The following is a 23,632-nucleotide window of genomic DNA, read 5'->3' on the forward strand; positions in this document are numbered from 1 at the left end:
TGCCCGCAGACCACACAACGGGGATTTTCCATGCGTCATGTAGCGAAATTGATGGCGGCTTCCGCTTTCGCCGCCCTGCTGGCGAGCGCTGCCCAGGCCCAGACGCCCAAAGACACCATCGTGATGGCCAAGCAGATCGACGACATCATCACGCTCGACCCGGCCGAGGCTTTCGAATTCTCCGGCGTCGAGGTCGGCGCCAATGTCTATGACAAGCTGATCGGCGTCGATCTCAAGAACAACAACGCCCTGATCGGCGATCTCGCCCAGAGCTGGACCGTCAGCCCGGACAACCTGACCTACACCTTCAAGCTCCGCCCGGGCGTCAAGTTTCACTCCGGCAATCCGCTTACCGCCGCCGACGTGGTCTATTCCTTCCAGCGTGCGGTCACGCTGAACAAGTCGCCGGGCTTCATCCTGACCCAGTTCGGCCTGACCAAGGACACCGTGCTGGAGAAGGTCAAGGCGACCGACGACCTGACCGTCACCGTCACCGTCTCCAAGCCCTTCGCGCCCACCTTCTTCCTGAATTGCCTGACCTCGGGCGTCGCCGCGGTGGTCGACTCCAAGCTGGTCAAGGCGAATGAGAAGGATGGCGACTGGGGCAATGGCTGGCTCAAGCTGAATTCGGCTGGCTCAGGCGCCTACAAAGTCCGGGTCTATCGCCCGAACGAGCAATATGCGCTCGATGCCAATGAAGGCTGGTACAAGGGCGCGCCCAAGACCAAGCGCGTCATCGTCCGCCATGTCGCCGAGCCGGCCTCGCAGCGCCTGCTGCTGGAAAAGGGCGACATCGACATCGCTCGCAATCTCTCCAAGGACCAGCTCGCCGCGGTCAAGAGCAATGCCAATGTCGAGATCGTCCAGGGCGACAAGGGCTACATCCTCTATCTCGGCCTGAACCAGAAGAACCCGAACCTCGCCAAGCCCGAGGTACGCGAGGCCCTGAAGTGGCTGGTCGACTACGACTCGATCGAGCGCAACATCGTCGAGGGCACCTATAAGGGCCATGAGAGCTTCCTGCCCAAGGGCTTCCTCGGCGCCATCGCGGACAAGCCCTACAAGCTCGACGTCGCCAAGGCCAAGGAACTGCTCGCCAAGGCTGGTCTGCCGAACGGTTTCACCGTCACCATCGACACCCGCTCGGTCAATCCGATCACCGACATCGCCCAGGCGATCCAGTCGACCTGGGCCCAGGCCGGGATCAAGCTCGAGATCCTTCCCGGCGACGGCAAGCAGACGCTGACCAAGTACCGCGCCCGCACTCACGACATCTATATCGGCCAGTGGGGCCCGGACTATCTCGACCCGCACACCAATGCCGAGACCTTCGCCATCAACGAGGACAATGGCGAGGAAGCCAAGTCGAAGACCCTGGCCTGGCGCAATGCCTGGGATATTCCGGACATGACCAAGCTCACCCAGGCCAACGTCCTGGAGAGCGACGCGACCAAGCGCGCCAACGTCTATGGCGAGCTGCAGCGCGACCACCAGAAGGTCTCGCCCTTCGTCATCATGTTCCAGCAGGTCGAAGTCTCTGCCGACCGCAAGGGCATTGCCGGCTGGGTGATCGGACCGACCTCCGACACCAATTTCTACGCTCCGATCACCAAGAACTGAGGCGTTTCGCTAGCGGAACCCGCCGTAGCCCATCATCAGGCTGCGGCGGGTTCTCGCCATTGGCCCCGACCTAATCTGGCCGACGCCCTCCAAGAACAAGAAGAACGGAGCCGACGATGGTTTCCATCACTGCACCGACCCCGCCTGCACCGCCGCCACGCGCCAAGAGTGGTGTCGTTCGCTGGGCGAAGATCCTCGGCCGCGAGCTGACTACGGTCGCGATCACGATCTTCGGCCTGCTGCTGGTCACCTTCCTGATCGCGCGCGTCATGCCGATCGATCCGGTACTGGCCGTGGTCGGCGATCGCGCTCCCGCGGATGTCTACGACAAGGCCAGGCTCGCCCTCGGCCTCGACAAGCCGTACTGGCAGCAATTCGCCGTCTATATCGGCAAGGTCTTCACTGGTGATCTCGGCACCTCCGTGCTGACTGCGCAGAAGGTCACCGACGACATCAAGACCGTGTTCCCGGCGACGCTGGAGCTGGCGACGCTCGGCACCTTGATCGGCGTCGCGCTCGGCGTGCCGCTCGGCATCCTCGCCGCCGTCAACCAGGGCCGCTGGATCGACCAGATCGCCCGCGTGATCGGCCTGATCGGCTATTCGATCCCGGTGTTCTGGCTCGGCCTGATGGGGCTCCTGCTGTTCTACGCCAAGCTCGGTTGGGTTGCTGGTCCTGGGCGGCTCTCGGTCGCCTTCGAGGATTTCGTCACGCCGATCACCGGCATCGTCATGCTCGACGCCGCAATGCAGGGCGAGTGGGAGGCGGTCCGGGATGCTTTCTGGCACCTGATTCTGCCGGCTTCCGTACTCGGCCTGCTCTCTGTCGCCTATATCAGCCGCATGACCCGCAGCTTCATGATCACCGAGCTGCAGCAGCAATATGTCGTGGCGGCGCGGGTGAAGGGGCTGTCGGAATGGCGCGTCGTCTGCGGCCACGCGCTCGGCAACGCCCTCGTGCCGCTCGTCACCGTGATCGCGCTCTCGTACATGCATTTGCTCGAAGGCTCGGTGCTGACCGAGACGATCTTCGCCTGGCCGGGCCTCGGCCGCTATCTCACCAATGCGCTGCTCAACGCCGACATGAACGCGGTGCTCGGCGCCACGCTCGTCGTCGGCGCCGTCTTCATCGCAGTCAACCTGTTCTCCGACATCCTCGGCCGCTTGGCCGATCCGCGAGCGCGCTGAGGAGGATGGCCATGAGCGACCACGCCTCCGCCCCTGTCAGCTGGCATGCCTGGCTGACCACGACCTCGCCGGAATCGCGCCGGCAGGCCAAGCTCGGCCAGCTCTACCGGCAATGGCTCGCCTTCAGGAAGAACCCGGCCGCCGTGGTCGGCCTCGTGATCGTGCTGGCGCTGTTGCTGATGGCCGCCTTCGCGCCGCTGATCGCGCAATACGATCCGCTCGCCCAGACGCTCGACCAGCGCCTGCTGGCGCCTTCGGCCAAGCACTGGTTCGGCACCGACGCGCTCGGCCGCGATATCTTCAGCCGCATCGTCTACGGCACCCGCGTCACGCTGGTGATCGTCATGCTCGTGGTCATCACGGTCGGGCCGCTCGGCCTCTTGATCGGCTGTGCCGCCGGCTATTTCGGCGGCTGGGTCGACACCGTGCTGATGCGCATCACCGACGTCTTCCTCGCCTTCCCACGGCTCGTCCTGGCACTCGCCTTCGTCGCGGCACTGGGCCCCGGACTGGAGAACGCCGTCATCGCCATCGCCTTCACCGCCTGGCCGCCTTACGCCCGTGTCGCCCGTGCCGAGACGATGATCATCCGCAATGCCGACTACATCTCGGCGATGCGCCTGCAGGGCGCCAGCCAGATGCGGATCGTGCTGAAGCATGTCGTGCCGATGTGCGTGCCCTCGCTGATCGTGCGCACCACCTATGACATGGCCGGCATCATCATCATCGCCGCCGGCCTCGGTTTCCTCGGCCTCGGCGCGCAGCCGCCGATCCCGGAATGGGGCGCGATGATCTCGACCGGCCGCGAGCAGATCTTCGACCAGTGGTGGGTCGCGACCTTTCCGGGCCTTGCCATCTGCATCGTCGCGCTCGGCTTCAACCTGCTCGGCGATGGCCTGCGCGACGTGCTGGATGCGAGGTGAGCGCCAAGATGACTGCACCCTCTGATGCACCTCTGCTGACGCTCGACGATCTGCGCGTCGACTTCCATACCCCCACCGGCATCGTCAACGCGGTGCGCGGGCTCTCCTTCACGCTCGGCCGTGAACGGCTTGGCATCGTCGGCGAATCCGGCTCCGGCAAGTCGATGACCGGCCGCGCCATCCTCGACCTGATCCCGCATCCCGGCGTGGTCAGCGCGGAGCGCATGGAGTTCCGGGGCAAGGACCTCACGACCATGGACAAGGCGAGCCGCCGCAAGCTGCGCGGCCGCCACATCTCCATGGTGATGCAGGACCCGAAGTTCTCGCTGAACCCGGTCCAGACCGTCGGTGACCAGATCGCCGAGGCCTATCGCGTCCACCACAAGGCGAGTGCACGGCAGGCCAAGGAGCGCAGCCTGTCGATGCTGGAGGCCGTGCAGATCCGCGAACCCCAGCGCGTCTACGACCTCTACCCGCACGAGGTCTCGGGCGGCATGGGCCAGCGCGTGATGATCGCGATGATGCTGATCGCCGAGCCGGAGATCCTGATCGCCGATGAGCCGACCTCGGCGCTCGACGTCACCGTGCAATTGCAGGTGCTGAAGATCCTCGACGATCTCGTCACCAGCCGCGGCATGGGGCTGATCTTCATCAGCCACGATCTGCATCTGGTGAAGTCGTTCTGCGACCGCGTCATCGTCATGTATGGCGGCAAGGCGCTGGAGACGCTTGCAGCAAGCGAACTCGACCGGGCGCAGCACCCCTATACCCGCGGCCTGCTCGGCTGCCTGCCCGATCTCGATCATCCGCGCGAGAAGCTCGCGACCCTCACCCGCGATCCGGCATGGCTGGCATGACGACACAATTCGCGATCAACATCGACAAGCTCAACGTCTCCTTCGGCGACTCGCATGTCGTGAAAGACCTCTCCTTCGCGGTCGCGCCGGGCGAGAGCTACGGCATCGTCGGTGAATCCGGCTCGGGCAAGTCGACCGTGCTGCGGGTGCTCGCCGGTCTCAACCGCGATTGGAGCGGTGAGGTCGACATCCTCGGCAAGCGCCAACCCAAGATCCGCGACAAGGCCTTTTATCGCGCCGCCCAGATGGTCTTCCAGGACCCTTACGGCTCGCTGCATCCGAAGAAGACGGTCGACGACACCCTGGCCGAGCCGCTCGCCATCCACGGCATCCGCGACGCTGAGGCCAAGATCAGCCGGGCCATGCAGGATGTCGGCCTGCCGACCTCGTTCCGCTTCCGCTATCCGCACCAGCTCTCCGGCGGTCAGCGCCAACGCGTCGCCATCGCCCGCGCCCTCGTGCTGGAGCCGACGATCCTGCTGCTCGACGAGCCGACCTCGGCGCTCGACGTCTCGATCCAGGCCGAGGTGCTGAACCTGCTGCAGGCGCTGCGCCACGAGCGCAAGCTCACCTATATCCTGGTCAGCCACGACCTCGCCGTGGTTGGCCATATGTGCGAGCGATTGCTGGTCATGCAGTTCGGCCGCGGCGTCGAGGAAATGACGGCGGCGACGCTCGCCGCCCGCGCCCCGCAGACGGCCTATGCCCAGCAATTGCTGACCGCGAGCGAGGGTTTTCGGCGGGTCGGCTGAGAAAGGCGTCATGCTCGGGCTCGACCCGAGTTCCCAGGCCGGAGGAGGCACCTGATAGCGCCTTCTTATCCTGAGATTCCCAGGTCTGCGCTTCGCTCCGCCCGAGAATGACGGCGCGCCGCGCCATCCCCGTGCCCAAAGCGTTTGGCAAGCTGCGTGCTTGGTCGCATTGTCGTCGCAGGATTCGGTTCGACTGGCGCGCTTTCCGATCGACCGGGACGGATCGATCGACGAGAATTCGCGCCGACCGCGTGTCAGCCGATCAGGAGTATGCCGCCATGGACGCCATTGCTGAACGCCTGCTGAAGCCGGAGGCTGCGCCGGAGCGCACGCCGGTCCCGCCCTTCGATCTGGTGATCTTCGGCGCCGGTGGCGACCTCGCCTTGCGCAAGCTCTTCCCGGCGCTGGCCCAGCGCAACGAGGAGGGCGTGCTGCCGGAGGAGAGCCGCATCATCGGCATCGTCCGCAAGCAGGAGGATGTCGAGGGCATCCCCAACGAGATCGCCAGCAAGCTCGCCGCCGCCGGCCTGTCGCAAGACCGTATTGCCGCCTTCCGCCGGCGCCTGACCATGGTGCTGCTCGATGCGGTGAAGCCCGAGACCTATGGCGCGCTGAAAGAGGCGCTTGGCGACTCCCAGCGCGTGCGCTCCTTCTATCTCTCGACGCCGCCGGACCTGTTCATCCCGATCTGCGAGAACCTCGCCAACTCCGGCATCCTGACGCCGACTTCGCGCGTCATCCTGGAGAAGCCGCTCGGGCGCGATCTCGCCTCGGCGCGCGAGATCAACGATGCCGTCGCCCGCATCCTGCCGGAGAGCCGGACCTACCGGATCGATCATTATCTCGGCAAGGAAACGGTGCAGAACCTGCTTGTCCTGCGCTTCGCCAACACGCTGTTCGAGCGCTCCTGGTCGAGCCGCGACATCGACAATGTCCAGATCACCGTGGCCGAGACGGTCGGGCTCGAATCCCGTGCCGGCTATTACGACAAGGCCGGCCATCTGCGCGACATGGTGCAGAACCATGTGCTGCAACTGCTCTGCCTGTTCGCGATCGAGCCGCCGAACCAGCTCGAAGCCGACGCCGTCCGCGACGAGAAGGTGAGGGTGCTGAAGGCGCTGCGGCCGATCGTTGGCCCCGACGTCCAGCGTCACACCGTGCGCGGCCAGTACGGTCCGGGTGCGATCGACGGGCAGCGGGTCAAGGGCTACTCCGAGGAGCTCGGCCATGGCAGCGGCACCGAGACCTTCGTCGCGATCCGCTGCGAGCTCGACACCTGGCGCTGGGCCGGCGTGCCGATCTATCTGCGCACCGGCAAGCGCATGGCGCAGCGCTATTCCGAGATCGCCGTCACCTTCAAGCCGGTGCCGCATTCGATCTTCGGCCGTGCCCCCGGTTGCGAGGAACTCTACGCCAACCGTCTGGTCATCCGGCTCCAGCCCAATGACGGCGTGCAGCTCCAGCTGATGATGAAGGTGCCGGGCTCCGGCAAGCTCAAGGTCGTGCCGCGCCAGCTCGATCTACGCTACGAGACTGCCTTCGACGTGCGCACGCCCGATGCCTATGAGCGCCTGCTCACCGACGTGATTCGCGGCGACCAGACCCTGTTCATGCGGCGCGACGAGGTCGAACAGGCCTGGACCTGGATCGACCCGATCCTCGCCGGTTGGCAGGAATACTATCCCCAGCCGCATCGCTATGCCGCCGGCTCCTGGGGGCCGTCACAGGCGATCGGGCTGATTGAGCGCGAGGGCCGCTCCTGGGCCGATCCGGAGTTCGGCGAGTGAGCGCGGCCGGCCCGCTGATCCGCCATCGCTTCGAGACGCTGGCCGACGCCTCGGAGGCGCTGGCCGAGGCGGTCGCGGTCCGGTTGCGCGCGCTTGTGGCGGAGCAGGGCAGGGCGCTTGTCGCGGTTCCCGGCGGGACGACGCCGGCGCGCTTTCTTGTAGCGCTCGGCGCGCATGATCTGCCCTGGGAGCGCATCACGCTGATGCCGACCGATGAGCGCTTCGTCGCGCCCGGCGACCAAGCGTCGAACGAGCGCATGATCCGGGCGACCTTCGCTCCCTTGCGCGAAGGACGGACCCCGTTCGTTTCCTTCCACAATGCCGGCGATGATCTCTCAGCCGCAGCCGCTAGCCTGGACCGGGTGTTGAAGACCCTGCCGCCGCTCGACATCGTCGTCAGCGGCATGGGCGCGGATGGGCACATCGCCTCGCTCTTCCCCGGCCAGACGGCGGCGCTGGCCGCGCCAGCATCGGTCCATGCTGTTGCTGCCAGCCCGCCCGATCTGCCGCCGCGGCTCTCGCTGTCGCCGGCTCGGCTGCAGGGCGCCGGCCATGTCGCCCTGCTGATTTCGGGGCAGGAGAAGGACGAGGTCCTGGCCTCGGCCGTCGAATTGCCGGCGGCTTTCCCGGTCGGCCTGCTGCTCTCGCGTCCGCAGGGGCTCGACGTCTACTGGGCCAAGGCGTAAGCGACATCTTCAGCCCTCATCCTGAGGAGCAGCCGTAGGCTGCGTCTCGAAGGATGGTCGAGACGTCTCCGGAACCTCCTGGAGCATCCTTCGAGACGCGAGCTTTGCTCGCTCCTCAGGATGAGGGCCGAGGGTGAGATCAGGAGAAATGTCGATGTCCATGCCCGCCGAAATCGCCCGCCTCAAGGCTTGCGGCGTCGTTCCCGTCGTCGTCATCGACGAGGCCGGGATCGCCGTGCCGCTGGCGGAGGCCCTGCTCGCCGGCGGCATCGACGTGATCGAGATCACCCTGCGCCGCCCGGCCGCGATGGCGGCGCTCGAAATCGTGGCGAAGAAGGTGCCGGGCATCCTGCCCGTCGCCGGCACGGTGGTGACGCCGGCCCAGGCCGCCGAGGTCCACAATGCCGGCGCGCTCGCCGTGGTCAGCCCCGGCTTCACCGAAAGCGTCGACGAGGCCATGCGCAAGACCGGTTTGCCCTGGCTGCCGGGTGTCGCGACCGCCTCCGACTGCATGCGCGCCGTCTCGGCGGGCCGCCTGACCTGCAAATTCTTTCCGGCCGAGCAGGCCGGCGGGGTCGCCGGCCTCAAGGCGCTCTCGGGCCCGTTCCCGCAGATGCAGTTCTGCCCGACCGGCGGCGTCTCGCTCACCAATCTCGGCAATTACCTCGCCCTACCGCAGGTGATTTGCGTCGGCGGCTCCTGGCTCGTCCCGGCCGATGCGGTGAAGAACCGCGACTGGGCGCAGGTGACGAAGCTCTCGCGGGAAGCGCGCGAAAGGGTCGCCGAGCTGCGCGGCTAATCCTCGTCCCGCACTGCGCTCCAGGCCAGCTCCTGCGTGTAGGTGCGGATGTCGGCTGGCCAGCCCGCCGCTTGCCGGAAGAAGCCGATCTCGTCATTGGCGAAGAGCGCGCGTGTCGCCTCCTCGAAGCCCGGTAGATCGCCGGCGAGCGCGCTCATGAAGCGATAGGCCGCCTCGCGAGCGATGCGCCCTTGCGTCTCGCCGCGATCGCCACGCCGCGCCTCGTCGATCAGGCGTCTCAGTGCCTGCGAAGCGCCGCCCGGTTGCGCCGAAAGCCATTCCCAATGCCGTGGCAGCAGCGTCACCTCGCGTGCGACCACGCCGAGCTTCGGCCGTCCGCGCCCGCGTGGCTCGTCGCCCAGCCGCGCCACGATCTCGGCCGGCGTGCCGCGCAAATCGAGATCGATCACCCGCCCGCTCGTATCGTCGAAGGTCAGCAGCGCGGCTTCTGGGTGGTCGTCGAGGCGCTGCCGCACGGCGAGGGCAACCTCGGCGAGGCGGCCGCGGGCCAGGATGCTGTTGCCGTCGAAGGCGGTCGAGAGGCGGTCGGCGTCGGACATGGTAGATCCCCGAGTGACGCCATTAAATACCCGGATAAAAATACTTGAGTCAATATTGCCCGGGTGATATTTGCGGCGTCTCACACAAGGAGGGCGCGATGCGTCACGAGGACAGGAAGGTCGCGGTCGCGGCCTATAAGGAGCGCAAGGTCGTGGCCGGCATCTATCTGGTGCGCTGCCTTGCGACCGGCGAACGCTGGGCCGGGCAGGCGCCGGACCTATCGACGATCCAGAACCGCGTCTGGTTCACGCTGCGCCATGGCAGCCATCGCGGGCGAAAGCTGCAGGACGCCTGGAATGCGCATGGCGAAGACGCATTCGCCTTCGAGGAGATCGAGCGGCTCGACGAGAAGGCGCTGGAAGCCGGCCACGAACGCGTCATGAAGGCGCGTCTCGCGCATTGGTGCGCGGAATTGGGAGCGGAGGCAGTGTGAAGCCCGCAGGCGTCATTCCCGGGCGGAGCGAAGCGCAGACCCGGGAATCTCGGGCAGGATAGGGCGCCCTTCCGTCCTGAGATGGTCGGGTCAAGCCCGACCATGACGTGCAATCCGCCGTGCCTAGCGCAGCCGCTCCACCACCAGATCGGCGATCGCCAGCGAGCTCGTCAGCCCGGGGCTCTCGATGCCGAGCAGGTTGACCAGCCCCGGCACGCCATGCACCGCTGGCCCGTCGATGCGGAAATCCACGATCGGCTCGGTCGGCCCGTGCAGCTTCGGCCGGATGCCGGCATAGTCGGCGACGAGCGCGCCATCCGGCAGGCCGGGCCAATAGGTCCGGATCGCCGCGTAGAACTTCTCGGCGCGGGCGGGATCGACGACGAGGTCCTGGTCATCATCGACCCATTCGACATCGGGCCCGAACTTGACCCGGCCGGCCATGTCGATGGTGGCGTGGATGCCGAGGCCCGCCGCTTCCGGCACCGGATAGACCAGATGCGAGAAGGGCTGCTTTCCGAGCAGCGAGAAGTAGTTGCCCTTGGCGAAATACTGCTTCGGCACAAGCTCTGACGGAAAGCCATCGAGCTTGCCGAGCAGGCGCGGCGCGTTGTGGCCGGCCGCGTTCACCACGGTGTTCGCGGTATAGGTCGCGGGATCGTCGCCGCCGAAATCGACACTGAAGCCATCCGCCTCCCGTCGCCATGCCAGGATCGGCGTGTTGAGGGCCAGCGAGCCGCCGGCCGCCTCGCACTCGCCGAGTAGCGACAGCATCAGCGCGTGGCTGTCGACCACGCCGGTCTCGGGCGAGAGCAGGGCGACCTCGCAGGTCACTTCCGGCTCCAGCACCTTGGCCTGCGCGCCATCGAGCCAGCGTACCGAGGTCACGCCCGAGGCTTCGGCGCGCGCCGCGATGGTTTCCAGCGCGGGGCGCTGGCCGGCATGGGTACCGACGATCAGCTTGCCGCAGGCTTTGTGCGGCAGGCCGCGCTCACGCAGATAGGCGTAGAGGCGCTGGCGCCCCTCGACGCAGACCCGCGCCTTCAGCGAGCCCGGCGGATAATAGATGCCGGCATGGATGACCTCGCTGTTGCGGGCTGAGGTCTGGGTGCCGATGCCGTCCGCGGCCTCGGCGATCACGACCTCACGGCCGGCGAGCGCAAGCGCGCGCGCCGTCGCGAGGCCGACGACGCCGGCCCCGATCACCAGGCAGTCGATGTCGCTCATGCCGCGCGCTGCGGCATCGCCATCTCGACCAGGCTCGCCCAGTAGGTCATGCCCACCGGAATCGCCTTGTCGTTGAACTCATAGGCGGGGTGGTGCAGCCCGGCTGACTCGCCATTGCCCATGAAGATGTAGGCGCCAGGGCGCTCCTCGAGCATGAAGGAGAAGTCTTCCGAGCCCATGGTCGGCGGCACCGCGGTGTCGATCGCCTCCTTGCCGAAGGTGCTCTTCGTCGCGCTGGTGACGAAGTCGGTCTGGCCGGCATGGTTGAAGGTGACCGGGTAGCCGCGATCATATTCGATGGTGACGCTGAGGCCGAAAGCCTGGCAGGTGCCGGTGACGATCTCGCGCAGGCGCTTCTCGGCGAGGTCGCGCATGTCCGGCGAAAGCGTGCGGACCGTGCCCTTGATCTCGACATGCTGCGGAATGACGTTGAAAGCCGTGCCTGCCTGCAGCGCCGTCACCGAGACGACGAGGGAATCGAGCGGATCGGCATTGCGCGAGGCGATGGTCTGCAGCGAGGTGACGAGCTGGCAGGCGGCGACCAGCGGATCGATCGTCTCGTTCGGCTTGGCGGCATGGCCGCCGCGGCCTTCGAGCTTGAGCAGGAACTTGTCGGCTGCCGCCATCATCGGGCCCTTGCGGATGGCGAACTGGCCGATCGGTAGACCGGGCATGTTGTGCAGGCCGTAGACCTCCTGCACGCCGAAGCGCTCCATCATACCGTCGGCGCACATCTCGCGGCCGCCGCCGCCACCTTCCTCGGCCGGCTGGAAGATCACGATCGCGGTGCCGTCGAAATCGCGGGTCTGCGCCAGATACTTGGCGGCGCCCAGCAGCATGGCGGTGTGCCCGTCATGGCCGCAGGCGTGCATCTTGCCCGCTACGGTCGAGCGATGCTCGAGATTGGTTTCCTCATGGATCGGCAGTGCGTCCATGTCGGCGCGCAGGCCGATGACCTTGCCGGAATCCTGGCCCTTGCCTCTGATCACGCCGACGACGCCGGTGCGCCCGATCCCGGTGACGACCTCGTCGACGCCCCATTCCCTCAGCTTGTCGGCGACGATGCCGGCGGTGCGCTCGACGTCGAAGAGCAGCTCGGGATGGCGATGGAAGTCGCGGCGGATCGCGCTGATCTCGGGTTCGATCGCGGCGATGAGATCGGATTTGGGCATTGTGTCCTCGACAGGTCGCGGCCCTGCGGAAAGCAGGTCGGCAGAAAACGGGTTGCCAGGCGCGCACGCTAGCCCGGAGCCATGTCTCCTGTCCAAGCCGAATGCGGCATGAGGGGTGGGAGGCTGGCGAATGCGTAGCGCCCCGCTGTCCACATCGCTGCGAAAGCGTTAAGAGCCACGCAACCGGAGAGTGTCGCTCCGGGCGATCCCGAGCTGACGAGCGCTGCCATGTCCGAGGCGAACACCATCCGCGATGTCACGATCCCGGAGCTGCCGAACCATTATCGCGGCAAGGTCCGCGAGAATTACGACCTGCCGGACGGCCGCCGGATCATCATCGCCACCGATCGCCTGTCCGCCTTCGACCGCGCCATCGCCTGCATTCCGTTCAAGGGGCAGGTGCTGACGCAGACGGCGCGCTTCTGCTTCGAGCAGACCGCCGACATCTGCCCCAACCATGTCCTCGATTACCCCGACCCGAATGTCGTGGTCGGCCAGCGGCTCGACATCCTCCCCGTGGAGATCGTGGTGCGCGGCTATCTCGCCGGTACCACCGGCACCTCGATCCTGACCATGTACAAGCAGGGTCAGCGGGAGATGTATGGCGCCCGCTTCCCCGACGGTCTCCGGGACAACGAGGCGCTGCCGCAGGCGATCATCACCCCGACCAGCAAGGCCTTCGACGGCGGCCATGACGAGCCGCTCTCGCCGGCGCAGATTCTGGAGCAGGGGCTGCTGACAACGGAGCAATGGGAGACGCTGTCGGACTATGCGCTGAAGCTCTTCGCGCGCGGTCAGAAGCTCGCGGCCGAGCGCGGCCTCATCCTCGCCGACACTAAATACGAGTTCGGCACCGATGCCGACGGCAGGATCATCCTGGCCGACGAGATCCACACCCCCGATTCGAGCCGCTACTGGTTCGCTGGCAGCTATCCCGAGCGCTTCGCGAAGGGGGAGAAGCCCGAGAGCTTCGACAAGGATTTCGTACGCAACTGGGTCGCGGCGCGTTGCGACCCCTATAACGAGCCGATCCCCGCGATCCCGGACGAGCTGATCGAGCAGACCTCGCAGGTCTATATCCGGGCCTTCGAGACGATCACCGGCCAGACCTTCGTGCCGCCGGCGGTCGATGTGCCGCCGCTGGAGCGGATCCGGCGGAACCTGGCGCGTTATTTCTGAGCGGGTTGCGGCTCGGCTGGCCCGAGCCGGCGCCACGGAACAGCCGCAGTGCGCGCGCGTTAATGGTTGACCGTCCTTGTCGCCGAGGGAGGCTGCCATGCGCCGCCTGATCGTTCTTGCCGCTTCGCTTGTTCCCCTGCTCGCCTTCTCCGCCAACGACGTCTCCGCGCAGGCCTTGAGCGGCGGTGCCTTTCCAGGCGGCGGTCCCCGCGTGGGTGGCGCTCTCAGCGGTGGAGGCCGGGCCTTGTCCGGTGGCGGCTTCGGCGGTGGCAATCGTGCCGCCTTGGGCGGCGCAGGCTACGGCTATCGCGGCGGTTCCTACCGCGGTGGCGGCAATTGGGGCTACCGCCCCAACCGCTGGTCTGGCGGCGGCTATTACGGGCGGCGCGGCTATTATGGCGGCGGCTGGGGATGGGGCGGCGGGGCCCTGGCAGCCGGCGCCATTCTCGGCAGTGCCGCAGCCTATCCCTATTACTATGGCGCGCCGTATTACGACGAGCCGGCCTATTATTATTACCGCAGGCCCTATTACGCCGCTCCGGTGTCGTCAGGCATTGGCGACTACTGCCGGACGCCGATCCGGACTTGCCAGTTGATCAATCCGGCCGAGCTCGGCGCGAGCTGCTCGTGCCGGGTCGCCGGCGGGCGGGCTCGCGGCAGCGTCGTTCCTTAGGAGCTGCACGCTAAACGAGCGCGCGCCGTGACCTGCGCTCTTTCCGTCTGCCTCAGACCCCGAATTCCTGCCGCCAGCGCTCGATGTCGTCGAGCGCGACGTTCGAGCCGCACAGCACCAGGGCGACGCGATCCCCCGGCTTGAACTGATCCTTGCGCGCCATCGCGGCCGCGACCGTGCAGGAGGCGGCCGGTTCGAGCAGGACGCGCCCGTTCTGCAACACCCAGACCAGTTCTCTCACGGCTTCCGTGTCCGACACCACGACGATCTCTTCGAGGAATTGGCGCGCTGCCGCCATGGTCCGCTCGGTCGCGAAGGGCGCTCCGAGCGTGCGCGCGATCGAGGTCGGGCGGATCGGTACCGGCTTTCCAGCCTCCAGTGCCTGCGTCATCGTCGTCGCGCCTTCGGTCTCGACGCCATGGATGCGCACGGCGGGGTCCAGCCCCTTCAGTGCCGCGCCGACGCCTGCCGAGAAACCGCCGCCGCCGATCGAGATGAAGACATGGTCGATCCGCCCGCCGGCATCGGCCGCGAGCTCGAGGCCGACCGTGCCATGGCCGGCGATGATCGCCGGATCGTCATAGGAATGGACATGGGTCATGCCCTTGCCCTCGTATTCCTCTGCCTTGGAGAAGGCAGCCAGCGCGTCCTCGCAGAGCTCGACCTCGCCGCCCGCCTCCTGCGTCAGGCGGATGTTGAGCGGTGCGACGTTCTTCGGCATCAGCACCAGGGCCTTGATGCCGAGCATGCTGGCGACCAGCGAGACCGCGATCGCGTGGTTGCCGCCGGAGACGGTGACGACGCCGCGCGCCCGCTCGGCGTCGGAGAGCCCGAGCAGCTTGTTGTAGCAGCCGCGCACCTTGAACGAGCCGGCGAGCTGAAGGCTCTCGACCTTGACCACGGTCTCGACGCCGAGTCGGGCCGAGAGGCCGGCGCTCATGAAGGTCGGCGTGCGCCGGACCTTGCCGGCGATGCGGGTGGCGGCGGCCTGGATATCGGCGAGGGAGACGTCGAAGAGCATGGCGGACTCACGGGGAAGCTTTGCTTGGCCGGCACATGAGCGCGCCGGGCGCAGCCCGGTCAAGCGCGCAGAAGCGATTGACGACAGGCAATGCCAGCGTAGCCTGCCGGCACGGTTCATGCCTCTCGGCCGATTTCTGGAGATTTTTACCCGTGCGATATTCCCCCAAGGAAATGCTGGCCAAGCTGGTGTCGTTCAACACCGAGTCCTGGCGCAGCAATCTCGAGCTGATCCATTTCTGCCGCGACTATCTCGCGGCGCATGGGGTCGAGAGCACGATCGTGCCGAGCCCGGACGGCGAGAAGGCCAATCTCTACGCGACTGTGGGCCCCAAGGTCGAAGGCGGCATCGTCCTCTCCGGCCATACCGATGTCGTTCCGGTCGAGGGCCAGGACTGGAGTTCCGATCCGTGGACGCTGACCGAACGCGACGGCAAGCTCTATGGCCGCGGCTCCTGCGATATGAAGGGGTTCGATGCGATCGCGCTGGCGCTGGTGCCGGAGATGCTGGAAGCGGGCTTGAAGCGGCCCTTCCACATCGCGCTCTCCTATGACGAGGAGGTTGGCTGCATCGGCGCCGCGATCATGATCGACGCCATGGCGGAGGCGGGCTTGAAGCCGTCGGCGGTGATCGTCGGCGAGCCCTCGATGATGCAGGTCGTCACTGGCCACAAGGGTGGCACGCGCATGAAGACGACGGTGCGCGGCCACGCCGTGCATTCGAGCCGCGTCGATATCGGCGTGCCCGCTGTGATGGTCGCCGGCAAGCTGATCGCCTGGCACGATGACGTCATGCAGGAGAACAAGGCGAAGGCTAAAGCCGGCATTGCGTTCGAGCCGCCCTATTCGACGCTGCATGTCGGTGTCGTCGCCGGCGGCACGGCGGTCAACATCACCGCCGAGCATGCCAGCTTCAGCCATGAGGTTCGCGTCATGCCGGGCGACAATGCGGACTATGTCGCGCGCTATCGGGCGAAGATCGCCGAGCTCGAAGGGCCGATGAAAGCGATCGCCCCCGAAACCGGCATCACGATGGAGATCACCTCGCAGACGCCGCCGTTGGCGCCGGAGAAAGACGGGGTGGCCGAGACGCTGTCCCGCCGCGTCACCGGCGACAATGGCAGCCATGTCGTCGCCTATGGTACGGAGGGCGGCCTGTTCCAGGCGGCTGGCTGGTCGACGGTGGTCTGCGGGCCCGGGGATATCGCCCAGGCGCACCAGCCGGACGAGTTCCTCACCGTGGCCCAGCTCGACGCCGGCACCGCCTTCGTCCGTGCGCTGATCACGGAGCTGGCCCGCTGAGAGCGCAGGGCGGGGCGCTTCATTGCAGGCTTTTGCCCCGCCCTTCGCAGCTTCGTGCGTTGCATTAGTTGGATTCGCAACAAAGTTCGATCTGGGACGAAGTCGATCGACCGCACTGGACGCGGGCTTCGAACCGTCATTAATCTGCCGCCTTCGTCGGTCCGCCGCCAAAATAAGCAGGCAGCCGGCACCGCTCCTGGGGAGGAGTGGTTTCTAACCAAACGGGAGCAGTCTCACATGTCGTTCAAGACCCATTGCCTGGCAGCTGTTGCCGCCCTGGCCTTGATGTGCGGGGCTGTGCAAGCCCAGACCTTGCGATACGCCAACCAGGGCGAGCTGAAGTCGCTCGACCCCTATACCGTCAACGAGACCACCACCAACGCCCATCTCGGCCACCCCTATGAGGGCCTGACCGCGCGCGGCAAGGACCTCAAGATCGAGCCGGCCCTCGCCGAGAAGTGGGAGATTTCCGCCGACGGCCTGAAATGGCGCTTCTTCCTGCGCAAGGGCGTCAAGTTCCATGACGGCTCGGATTTCACCGCCGATGACGTGCTCTTCTCGGCCGAACGCGTCCGCGCCACGGGCTCGAACTTCACCACCCGCATCCCGACCAGCGCCAAGTTCGTCAAGGTCGACGACCACACGGTCGACGTGATCCTGACCACGCCGAACCCGATCCTGAACGCGCAGTGGGACACCTGGTACATCATGTCGAAGAAGTGGGCGGAGGCGAACAACGCCGTCGCCCCGACGCCTGCGGCCGCGACGACCCCGAGCCACGCCTCGCTCAACGCCAACGGCACCGGTCCCTACAAGATCGAGAGCCACCAGCCGGGCGTGAAGACCGTCTTCAAGCTCAACGAGAACTACTGGAAGAAGATCGAGGGCAATATCAAGGAGATCATCTTCACCCCGATCTCCTCGGACGCGACCCGTGTCGCGGCGCTGCTCTCCGGCGAGGTCGACGTGATCGAGCCGGTTCCGATCCAGGACATCCAGCGCGTCAACGCCTCCGGCAATGCCCAGGTCCTGACCGGCCCCGAGCTGCGCACCATCTTCCTCGGCTTCGACCAGACTCGCGACGAGCTGCTGGAATCGAGCGTCAAGGGCAAGAACCCGTTCAAGGACGTCAAGGTCCGCCAGGCCTTCTTCCAGGCGATCGATATCGAGACGATCAAGAGCCGCGTCATGCGTGGGCTCTCGACGCCCTCGCCGCTGATGATCGCCCCTGAGCTGTTCTCGACCGCCGGCTTCATCCGCGCCAAGTTCGACACCGAGGCCGCCAAGAAGCTGCTCGCCGAGGCCGGCTATCCGAACGGCTTCGAGCTCGGCATGGACTGCCCGAACGACCGCTACGTCAATGACGGCCAGATCTGCCAGGCCGTGGTCGGCATGCTCGCCCGCATCGGCGTCAAGGTGAACCTCAATGCCCAGCCCAAGGCGCAGTATTTCGCCAAGGTGCTGAAGCCGGGTGGCTACAAGACCTCGTTCTACCTGCTCGGCTGGACCCCCGGCACCTTCGACAGCCACAATGTCCTCTATGACATCCTCGGCTGCCGTGACGTTGCCGGCTCCTCCCGCGGCGAGTCGAACCTCGGCAACTACTGCAACAAGAAGGTCGACGAGCTGACCGACAAGATCCTGGTCGAGTCGGACACCGCCAAGCGCAACGCCATGATCGGCGAGGCCTTCAAGATGACCGTCGACGAGTTCTCCTACATCCCGCTGCATCAGCAGGCCCTGGCCTGGGGGGTGTCGAAGAAGGTGAAGCTCGCCCAGCGCGCCGACAATTCGGTGCTGCTCTACTACGCCACCAAGGAGCAGTGAGGTTTGAAGGGCGCGTAGGCGAAGAGCTCTCGCGCCCTTTCTCCATCTGCAGCACAGACGCCGTCCCGCATGGGGCGGTCTCGTTTTCCTTGTAAGGGCGACCATGCTCGCATTTGTCCTGCGCCGCCTGTTCCAGTCGTTGATCGTGATGCTCGCGGTTGCGCTCATCGCCTTCACCATGTTCCGCTTCGTCGGCGATCCGGTGAACCAGATGGTCGGCGTCGACACGCCGCAGGAGCAGGTCGCGCAATTGCGCCAGACGCTCGGCCTCGACGAGCCGGTCGTCGTCCAGTTCGCGCGCTACATCTACAACGCCGCGCGGCTCGAATTCGGCGTCTCCTACCAGTTCCGCTTGCCAGTGATCTCGCTGCTCGGCGAGCGCGCGCCGGCGACGCTGGAGCTCGCCTTCATGTCGGCGCTGTTCTCGCTCTTGGTCGGCATACCCATGGGCGTCTACACGGCGCTGCGCCGCGACAGCTGGCTGGCGAAGATCTTCCAGACGGTCTCGCTGGTCGGTATCAGCCTGCCGACCTTCCTGATCGGTATCCTCCTGATCTACCTGTTCTCGGTCACGCTCGGCTGGCTGCCCTCCTTCGGGCGTGGCGAGGTCGTCAAGCTCGGCAACTGGTGGACGACCGGTCTCCTGACCGCCTCCGGTTGGAAGGCGCTGATCCTGCCGTCGATCACGCTCGGCCTGTTCCAGATGACGCTGATCATGCGCCTCGTCAGGGCCGAGATGCTCGAGGTGCTGCGCACCGACTACATCAAGTTCGCCCGCGCCCGCGGCCTCAAGACCCGCGCCATCCATTTCGGCCATGCGCTGAAGAACACGCTGGTGCCGGTCATCACCATCGCCGGCCTGCAGCTCGGCTCGATCATCGCTTTCGCCATCATCACCGAGACGGTGTTCCAGTGGCCGGGGATGGGCCTGCTCTTCCTCAAGGCGGTGCAGCAGGTCGATATCCCGATCATGGCCGCCTACCTCATGTTGATTTCCTTCCTGTTCGTTAGCATCAACCTGATCGTCGACCTGCTCTACGCACTGGTCGATCCGCGCCTGCGCGCGACGATCGGGGCGCATTGAGGCCGGTCATGAGCGCGCAACCCGCTTCCCCCTCGAAACAGCCGCCCTCGCTCTGGGCCCGCATCCTCGACAGCGACATCCTCGCGAGCTTCCTGCGCTCGAAGGTGACGATGGTCGCCGCCGTGATCGTGCTGGCGCTGTTCATCGGCGCCTTCTTCTCGCCCTGGATCGCGCCGACCAACCCGTTCGACCCGGCGACCGTCTTCCTCGCCGACGCCAACATCCCGCCGGCCTGGCAGCAGGGTGGCGATCCCAAGTTCATCCTCGGCACCGACGACCAGGGCCGCGATCTCTATTCGGCGATCCTCTATGGCCTGCGCGTCTCGCTGATCGTCGGCCTGCTCGGGGTCGCATTGGCGGCGACGATCGGCATCACGCTCGGCCTGCTCGCCGGCTATCTCGGCGGCCGCGTCGATTCGCTGATCATGCGCATCGCCGACGTGCAATTGACCTTCCCGGCAATCCTGATCGCGCTTCTGATCGACGGCGTCGTCCGCGGTATCTTCAAGCACGCCAACCGCGAGGACACTGCGCTCTATGTGCTAGTGATCTCGATCGGGCTGTCCTTCTGGGTGCAGTACGCCCGCACGATCCGCGGCTCGACCCTGGTCGAGCGCAACAAGGACTATGTCCAGGCAGCCCGCCTCGTGGGCCTGCCGGCGCCTCTCATCATGCTGCGCCATGTCCTGCCGAACGTCATCGGCCCGGTGCTGGTCATCCTGACCATCAACCTCGCGCTCGCCGTCATCACCGAGGCGACGCTCTCCTTCCTCGGCGTCGGCCTGCCGCCGACCCAGCCCTCGCTGGGCACGCTGATCTCGATCGGCAACCGCTACCTGTTCTCCGGCGACTGGTGGATCGTCACCTTCCCCGGCGTGACGCTCGCTATCCTGGTGCTGGCGGTGAATCTGCTCGGCGACTGGCTGCGCGACGCCCTGAACCCGCGGTTGAGGTGAGCCGATGAGCGAGACCGTTCTCTCCGTCCAGGATCTCACTGTCGAGTTCGTCACCCGCCGCGGCACGCTGCGCGCGCTCGACAAGATCTCCTTCGACATCGCCCGCGGCGAGGTGCTCGGTGTCGTCGGAGAATCCGGCGCCGGCAAGTCGGTCACCGGCTCGGCCATCATCGGCCTGATCGATCCGCCCGGCCGCATCGCCGATGGCAAGGTTGTGCTCTCCGGCGAGCGCGTCGACCATCTCCCGCCGGAGCAGATGCGCCGCGTCCGTGGCAAGCGCATCGGTATGATCTTCCAGGATCCGTTGACCAGCCTGAACCCGCTCTACCGGGTCGGCGAGCAATTGATCGAGACGATCCAGACCCATACCGATCTCAACGCTGCGGACGCCCGCAAGCGCGCCATCGCCCTGCTCGACGAGGTCGGCATTCCCGCGCCTGAGCGGCGCATCGACGGCTATCCGCACGAATTCTCCGGCGGCATGCGCCAGCGCGTCGTCATCGCGCTCGCGCTCTGCGCCGAGCCGGAATTCATCATCGCCGACGAGCCGACGACCGCGCTCGACGTTTCGGTGCAGGCGCAGATCATCGCCCTGATCAAGCGGCTCTGCAAGGAACGCGGGACCTCGGTGATGTTGGTCACCCACGATATGGGCGTGATCGCCGAGACGGCCGACCGGGTCGCGGTGATGTATGCCGGCCGCGTCGCCGAGATCGGTCCGGTGCGCGACGTGATCAAGCAGCCGCTCCATCCCTATACGCAGGGGCTGATGGGCGCGATTCCCTCGATCACGGGTGACGCCGAGCGGCTCGTGCAGATCCCCGGCTCGATGCCCAGGCTCTCCAGCATCCCTCAGGGCTGCGCCTTCAACCCGCGCTGCTCCAAGGTGTTCGACCGCTGCCGTGTCAACCGGCCGGAGCTCATCGATGTCGGCGGCCATCAGGTCGCCTGCCATCTCTACGACAAGGCCAAGGCGCCGGCCGGCAAGACGGAGATCGCGGCGTGAGCGACAAAGCCTTCGTCCAGGTCCGCGACCTCAAACGCGTCTTCGACGTCTCCCGGCCCTGGCTCAACCGGGTGCTGGAGAACGCGCCGAAGCAGTATCTCAAGGCCGTCGACGGCGTCTCCTTCGACATCCGCAAGGGCGAGACCTTCGCGCTGGTCGGCGAGTCCGGCTCGGGCAAGTCGACCGTGGCGCGCATGGTCGTCGGCCTGCTGAACCCGTCCGGCGGTACGGTCTCGATCGACGGCGTCTCGATGAACGACGTCAACGTCGCCCAGGAGCGCCAGCGCCTGCGCAAGCGCATCCAGATGATCTTCCAGGACCCTTACGCCTCGCTCAATCCGCGCTGGCGCGTCGGGCGGATCATCGCCGAGCCGATCCACGCCTTCGGCATCATCCAAGGCGATGCGGCGGTCGCAGAGCGCGTTGGCGAACTGCTCTCGCTGGTTGGCCTGCATCCGGACGACAGCAAGAAGTTTCCCCACGAATTCTCCGGCGGCCAGCGCCAGCGTATCGCGATCGCCCGCGCGCTTGCCTCCAATGCCGAGTTCATCGTCTGCGACGAGCCGACCTCGGCGCTCGACGTTTCCGTCCAGGCGCAGATCCTCAACCTGATGCGCGACCTGCAGGAGAAGTTCGGGCTGACCTATCTCTTCATCAGCCACAATCTCGCGGTCGTCCGGCACATGGCGACGCGGATCGGCGTGATGTATCTCGGCCGCCTCGTCGAGGTCTCCGACGGCAAGCAGCTCTTCGCCGCCCCGCGTCACCCCTATACCAGGATGCTGCTCGACGCGGTGCCGGACCTTGCCATGATCGGCAAGCCGCACGAGGGCGTGAAGGGCGAGATCCCGAACCCGATCAACCCGCCATCGGGCTGCACCTTCCATCCGCGCTGCCCGCTTGTCTTCGACCGCTGCCGCATCGAAAACCCGCCGGCGATCGATGGTGTCGCCTGCCATGCGGTGAATGCCGGGCGGGAAGCGGCGTAAGGGGCTTGTTCAGGCGGCGCGCCGGCCGCTTGTGCCGAGCAACTCCCGGCCTTTTGCCGTTACCGTGATCAGCCTGCCCTGCCGTGCGAGATAGCCATGCTCGACCGCGTCCTCCCAGACCGTCAGGCGCGGGCAGGATGTGCGCCAGCTTTCCATGAGATCGGCATGGCTGCGCTCCTCGCGCGCGACCCATTCGACGAGATCGAGGATGAGCGGATCGTCTGCGGTAAGCATCGCGGCCTCGCTTTCCGACCGGGGCGGACGCGCAACGATAGCGCTCCGCAGCGGGCGAGAAAAGCTGCGCCCGCTCACTCTCCAATCGGAACGTTCGGCGCCTTCGGCCGTCGCCCGAGTGGCGCCACCGGCCGCTCGGTGCGGTACTGGCCGCGCGCGATCGCGGTGAACAGCAGCGCGACGGCGGTCAGAGTCATCAGCCACCAGGTCTGGAACGAGGCGAAGCCGAGCGCCGCCAACGCGAAGGCGGTGACATAAGCCGCGACACCGCCGGCGGCGAGCGCGCCCGGCATCCGGCCGGCGGCGCTGACCGCGAAATAGAGGCAGAGCGCCGCCGTTGCCGCGCCGACCAGGCCGAGCTCGTACCAGGTCTCGAACAGGATGGTGGTCGGCACCTCCAGCGGCAGCGCCCCGGTGGTGCGTCCGCGCAGCACCGTATCGAGTCCATGGCCGGTGATCAGCTGCACCGGCCGGCTCGATATGATGTCGGCCCAGATGTCGAGGCCGACGCCGACCGTGCTGAACACCGCCGGCGAGAGCCGGAAGAACGGCAGCAGCAGGAAGGGCAGCAGCGGGGCGAGCAGCATCAGCCCGGCCATGATCCCGCCCATCAGCCGCGCGCCGACGATGCGGTTGGCGCTGACCGCGCCGAAGGCGATCGCGCCGCACAGCATCGCCATCGCTTCGCCGTCTTCGATGCGCGAGAGCGCAAGCAGCCCGACGACGAGTGCCAGTCCCAGCGCTGTCAGCCCGCGCTCGCGCGACAGCAGCCAGGCGAGCGCCGGCCAGGACATGATCAGCACGACGCTGATGCCGCGCTCGACACTGCCGGCGGCGTCGGCGGCGCGTGAGTCGACCGGGCCGAGCGCTTCGGTCAGGAGCAGCCCGAGCGCGAAGATCGCAGCGGCGCCGGCGCCGAGCGCAGCGAGGTTGAGATTCGAGGCGCGCATGCGCTCGGGCAGCGCCGCCGCGCCGGCGAAGCCGAGTGCCACGGCAAGAAACAGGTTGGCCGCCTTTTCAGTGGCCGAGCCGGTATAGGGGCTCCAGATCAGCGAGAGCACGGCCCAGCCGACCAGCGCCCACAGCGTGACGCCCGCGCGGCTGAAGATCGCTGCCCTGATGTTGCCGGCAAACCAGCGCGGCGCCTCGATCAGCGCAGCGATCGACAAAAGGATCACCCCGATGGGCACCAGCACGACGGCGGCGCGGCGCGAGACCAGCGAGGCCAGCGGCAGGGCGAGCGCCAGCGTCGCAAAGCCGATGCGGCGCAGCAGCAGCGCGGCGTCGGTTGCAGGGTCGAGGGGCGTCTGGGCGTTGGGGCGGATCATGGGCAAGCAGGTACTCGGCGAGCCGCGCCC

23 protein-coding genes are annotated in these 23,632 nt (G+C 66.7%); 17 read left to right on the forward strand and 6 right to left on the reverse strand.

What is annotated here, in order from left to right; all coding sequences use genetic code 11:
• The first annotated feature begins 51 nt into the window (after positions 1–51).
• From GV161_RS16775 to eda, 8 genes are all read left to right on the forward strand, one after another.
• Positions 52–1,620, forward strand: a complete 1,569-nt coding sequence (locus GV161_RS16775; protein ID WP_244624243.1) for an ABC transporter substrate-binding protein — start codon at positions 52–54, stop codon at positions 1,618–1,620.
• Positions 1,621–1,736: 116 nt separating this feature from the next.
• On the forward strand, positions 1,737–2,807 hold the full coding sequence (locus GV161_RS16780) for an ABC transporter permease (RefSeq protein WP_152016774.1): 1,071 nt from the start codon (positions 1,737–1,739) through the stop codon (positions 2,805–2,807).
• An 11-nt stretch (positions 2,808–2,818) separates the two neighbouring features.
• Positions 2,819–3,730, forward strand: coding sequence for a nickel transporter permease (gene nikC / locus GV161_RS16785; RefSeq protein ID WP_201303024.1), 912 nt, complete (start codon positions 2,819–2,821; stop codon positions 3,728–3,730).
• Positions 3,731–3,738: 8 nt separating this feature from the next.
• Positions 3,739–4,587, forward strand: coding sequence for an ABC transporter ATP-binding protein (locus GV161_RS16790; protein WP_152016776.1), 849 nt, complete (start codon positions 3,739–3,741; stop codon positions 4,585–4,587).
• Entirely contained in the window at positions 4,584–5,339 is a 756-nt protein-coding gene (locus tag GV161_RS16795; RefSeq protein WP_152016777.1) for an ABC transporter ATP-binding protein, read from the forward strand. The genes GV161_RS16790 and GV161_RS16795 overlap by 4 nt, the downstream gene beginning before the upstream one ends.
• Before the next feature lie 278 nt (positions 5,340–5,617).
• Positions 5,618–7,126 (forward strand): glucose-6-phosphate dehydrogenase, encoded by a 1,509-nt coding sequence (zwf, locus tag GV161_RS16800; protein ID WP_152016778.1) that lies wholly within the window; start codon positions 5,618–5,620, stop codon positions 7,124–7,126.
• Positions 7,123–7,812, forward strand: coding sequence for a 6-phosphogluconolactonase (gene pgl / locus GV161_RS16805; protein ID WP_159650279.1), 690 nt, complete (start codon positions 7,123–7,125; stop codon positions 7,810–7,812). Before zwf ends, pgl begins: the two co-directional genes overlap by 4 nt.
• Positions 7,813–7,966: 154 nt before the next feature.
• Positions 7,967–8,611 carry a bifunctional 4-hydroxy-2-oxoglutarate aldolase/2-dehydro-3-deoxy-phosphogluconate aldolase gene (eda, locus tag GV161_RS16810; protein ID WP_244624244.1) on the forward strand — a complete coding sequence of 215 codons (645 nt, stop codon included), beginning with the start codon at positions 7,967–7,969 and terminating at the stop codon, positions 8,609–8,611.
• Here eda and GV161_RS16815 read toward each other — a convergent pair.
• A complete protein-coding gene (locus tag GV161_RS16815; protein ID WP_152016781.1) occupies positions 8,608–9,171 on the reverse strand; it encodes a DUF2239 family protein in 564 nt (187 codons plus the stop codon). The two genes, eda and GV161_RS16815, sit on opposite strands and share 4 nt — an antisense overlap.
• Before the next feature lie 98 nt (positions 9,172–9,269).
• Between GV161_RS16815 and GV161_RS16820 the strand changes: the two genes are divergently transcribed.
• The gene (locus tag GV161_RS16820; RefSeq protein ID WP_152016782.1) at positions 9,270–9,605 is read left to right on the forward strand and encodes a GIY-YIG nuclease family protein; all 336 of its coding nucleotides are present in this window, start codon (positions 9,270–9,272) and stop codon (positions 9,603–9,605) included.
• A gap of 123 nt (positions 9,606–9,728) precedes the next feature.
• Here the strand turns inward: GV161_RS16820 and GV161_RS16825 are convergent, their stop codons facing one another.
• Both GV161_RS16825 and GV161_RS16830 read right to left on the reverse strand, forming a co-directional pair.
• Positions 9,729–10,832: an NAD(P)/FAD-dependent oxidoreductase gene (locus GV161_RS16825; RefSeq protein WP_152016783.1), complete on the reverse strand. Its 1,104-nt coding sequence runs from the start codon at positions 10,830–10,832 to the stop codon at positions 9,729–9,731.
• Positions 10,829–12,004 (reverse strand): M20 aminoacylase family protein, encoded by a 1,176-nt coding sequence (locus GV161_RS16830; RefSeq protein ID WP_152016784.1) that lies wholly within the window; start codon positions 12,002–12,004, stop codon positions 10,829–10,831. Before GV161_RS16830 ends, GV161_RS16825 begins: the two co-directional genes overlap by 4 nt.
• Before the next feature lie 228 nt (positions 12,005–12,232).
• Here GV161_RS16830 and GV161_RS16835 point away from each other — a divergent pair, with 228 nt between their 5' ends.
• Both GV161_RS16835 and GV161_RS16840 read left to right on the forward strand, forming a co-directional pair.
• Positions 12,233–13,183, forward strand: coding sequence for a phosphoribosylaminoimidazolesuccinocarboxamide synthase (locus GV161_RS16835; protein WP_152016785.1), 951 nt, complete (start codon positions 12,233–12,235; stop codon positions 13,181–13,183).
• Positions 13,184–13,280: 97 nt separating this feature from the next.
• On the forward strand, positions 13,281–13,856 hold the full coding sequence (locus GV161_RS16840; RefSeq protein ID WP_152016786.1) for a hypothetical protein: 576 nt from the start codon (positions 13,281–13,283) through the stop codon (positions 13,854–13,856).
• A 52-nt stretch (positions 13,857–13,908) separates the two neighbouring features.
• Here GV161_RS16840 and GV161_RS16845 read toward each other — a convergent pair whose 3' ends face one another.
• Positions 13,909–14,877, reverse strand: coding sequence for a pyridoxal-phosphate dependent enzyme (locus tag GV161_RS16845; protein ID WP_159650280.1), 969 nt, complete (start codon positions 14,875–14,877; stop codon positions 13,909–13,911).
• Positions 14,878–15,029: 152 nt separating this feature from the next.
• Between GV161_RS16845 and argE the strand changes: the two genes are divergently transcribed.
• From argE to GV161_RS16875, 6 genes are all read left to right on the forward strand, one after another.
• Positions 15,030–16,178 carry an acetylornithine deacetylase gene (gene argE, locus GV161_RS16850; protein WP_244624245.1) on the forward strand — a complete coding sequence of 383 codons (1,149 nt, stop codon included), beginning with the start codon at positions 15,030–15,032 and terminating at the stop codon, positions 16,176–16,178.
• Positions 16,179–16,463: 285 nt separating this feature from the next.
• A complete protein-coding gene (locus GV161_RS16855) occupies positions 16,464–18,005 on the forward strand; it encodes an ABC transporter substrate-binding protein (protein ID WP_244624295.1) in 1,542 nt (513 codons plus the stop codon).
• 103 nt (positions 18,006–18,108) lie between these two features.
• Positions 18,109–19,089 carry an ABC transporter permease gene (locus tag GV161_RS16860; protein ID WP_152016789.1) on the forward strand — a complete coding sequence of 327 codons (981 nt, stop codon included), beginning with the start codon at positions 18,109–18,111 and terminating at the stop codon, positions 19,087–19,089.
• An 8-nt stretch (positions 19,090–19,097) separates the two neighbouring features.
• Complete coding sequence (locus GV161_RS16865; protein ID WP_152016790.1) at positions 19,098–20,045, forward strand: ABC transporter permease; 948 nt, start codon at positions 19,098–19,100, stop codon at positions 20,043–20,045.
• Between the two features lie 4 nt (positions 20,046–20,049).
• A complete protein-coding gene (locus GV161_RS16870; protein ID WP_152016791.1) occupies positions 20,050–21,051 on the forward strand; it encodes an ABC transporter ATP-binding protein in 1,002 nt (333 codons plus the stop codon).
• Entirely contained in the window at positions 21,048–22,040 is a 993-nt protein-coding gene (locus GV161_RS16875) for an oligopeptide/dipeptide ABC transporter ATP-binding protein (protein WP_152016792.1), read from the forward strand. The genes GV161_RS16870 and GV161_RS16875 overlap by 4 nt, the downstream gene beginning before the upstream one ends.
• A gap of 9 nt (positions 22,041–22,049) precedes the next feature.
• Here the strand turns inward: GV161_RS16875 and GV161_RS16880 are convergent, their stop codons facing one another.
• Positions 22,050–22,274, reverse strand: a complete 225-nt coding sequence (locus GV161_RS16880) for a hypothetical protein (protein WP_152016793.1) — start codon at positions 22,272–22,274, stop codon at positions 22,050–22,052.
• A 74-nt stretch (positions 22,275–22,348) separates the two neighbouring features.
• The gene (locus GV161_RS16885) at positions 22,349–23,602 is read right to left on the reverse strand and encodes a peptide ABC transporter permease (RefSeq protein WP_201720719.1); all 1,254 of its coding nucleotides are present in this window, start codon (positions 23,600–23,602) and stop codon (positions 22,349–22,351) included.
• Between the last annotated feature and the right edge of the window lie 30 nt (positions 23,603–23,632).

The organism is Bosea sp. 29B (assembly GCF_902506165.1).
Classification (GTDB): domain Bacteria; phylum Pseudomonadota; class Alphaproteobacteria; order Rhizobiales; family Beijerinckiaceae; genus Allobosea.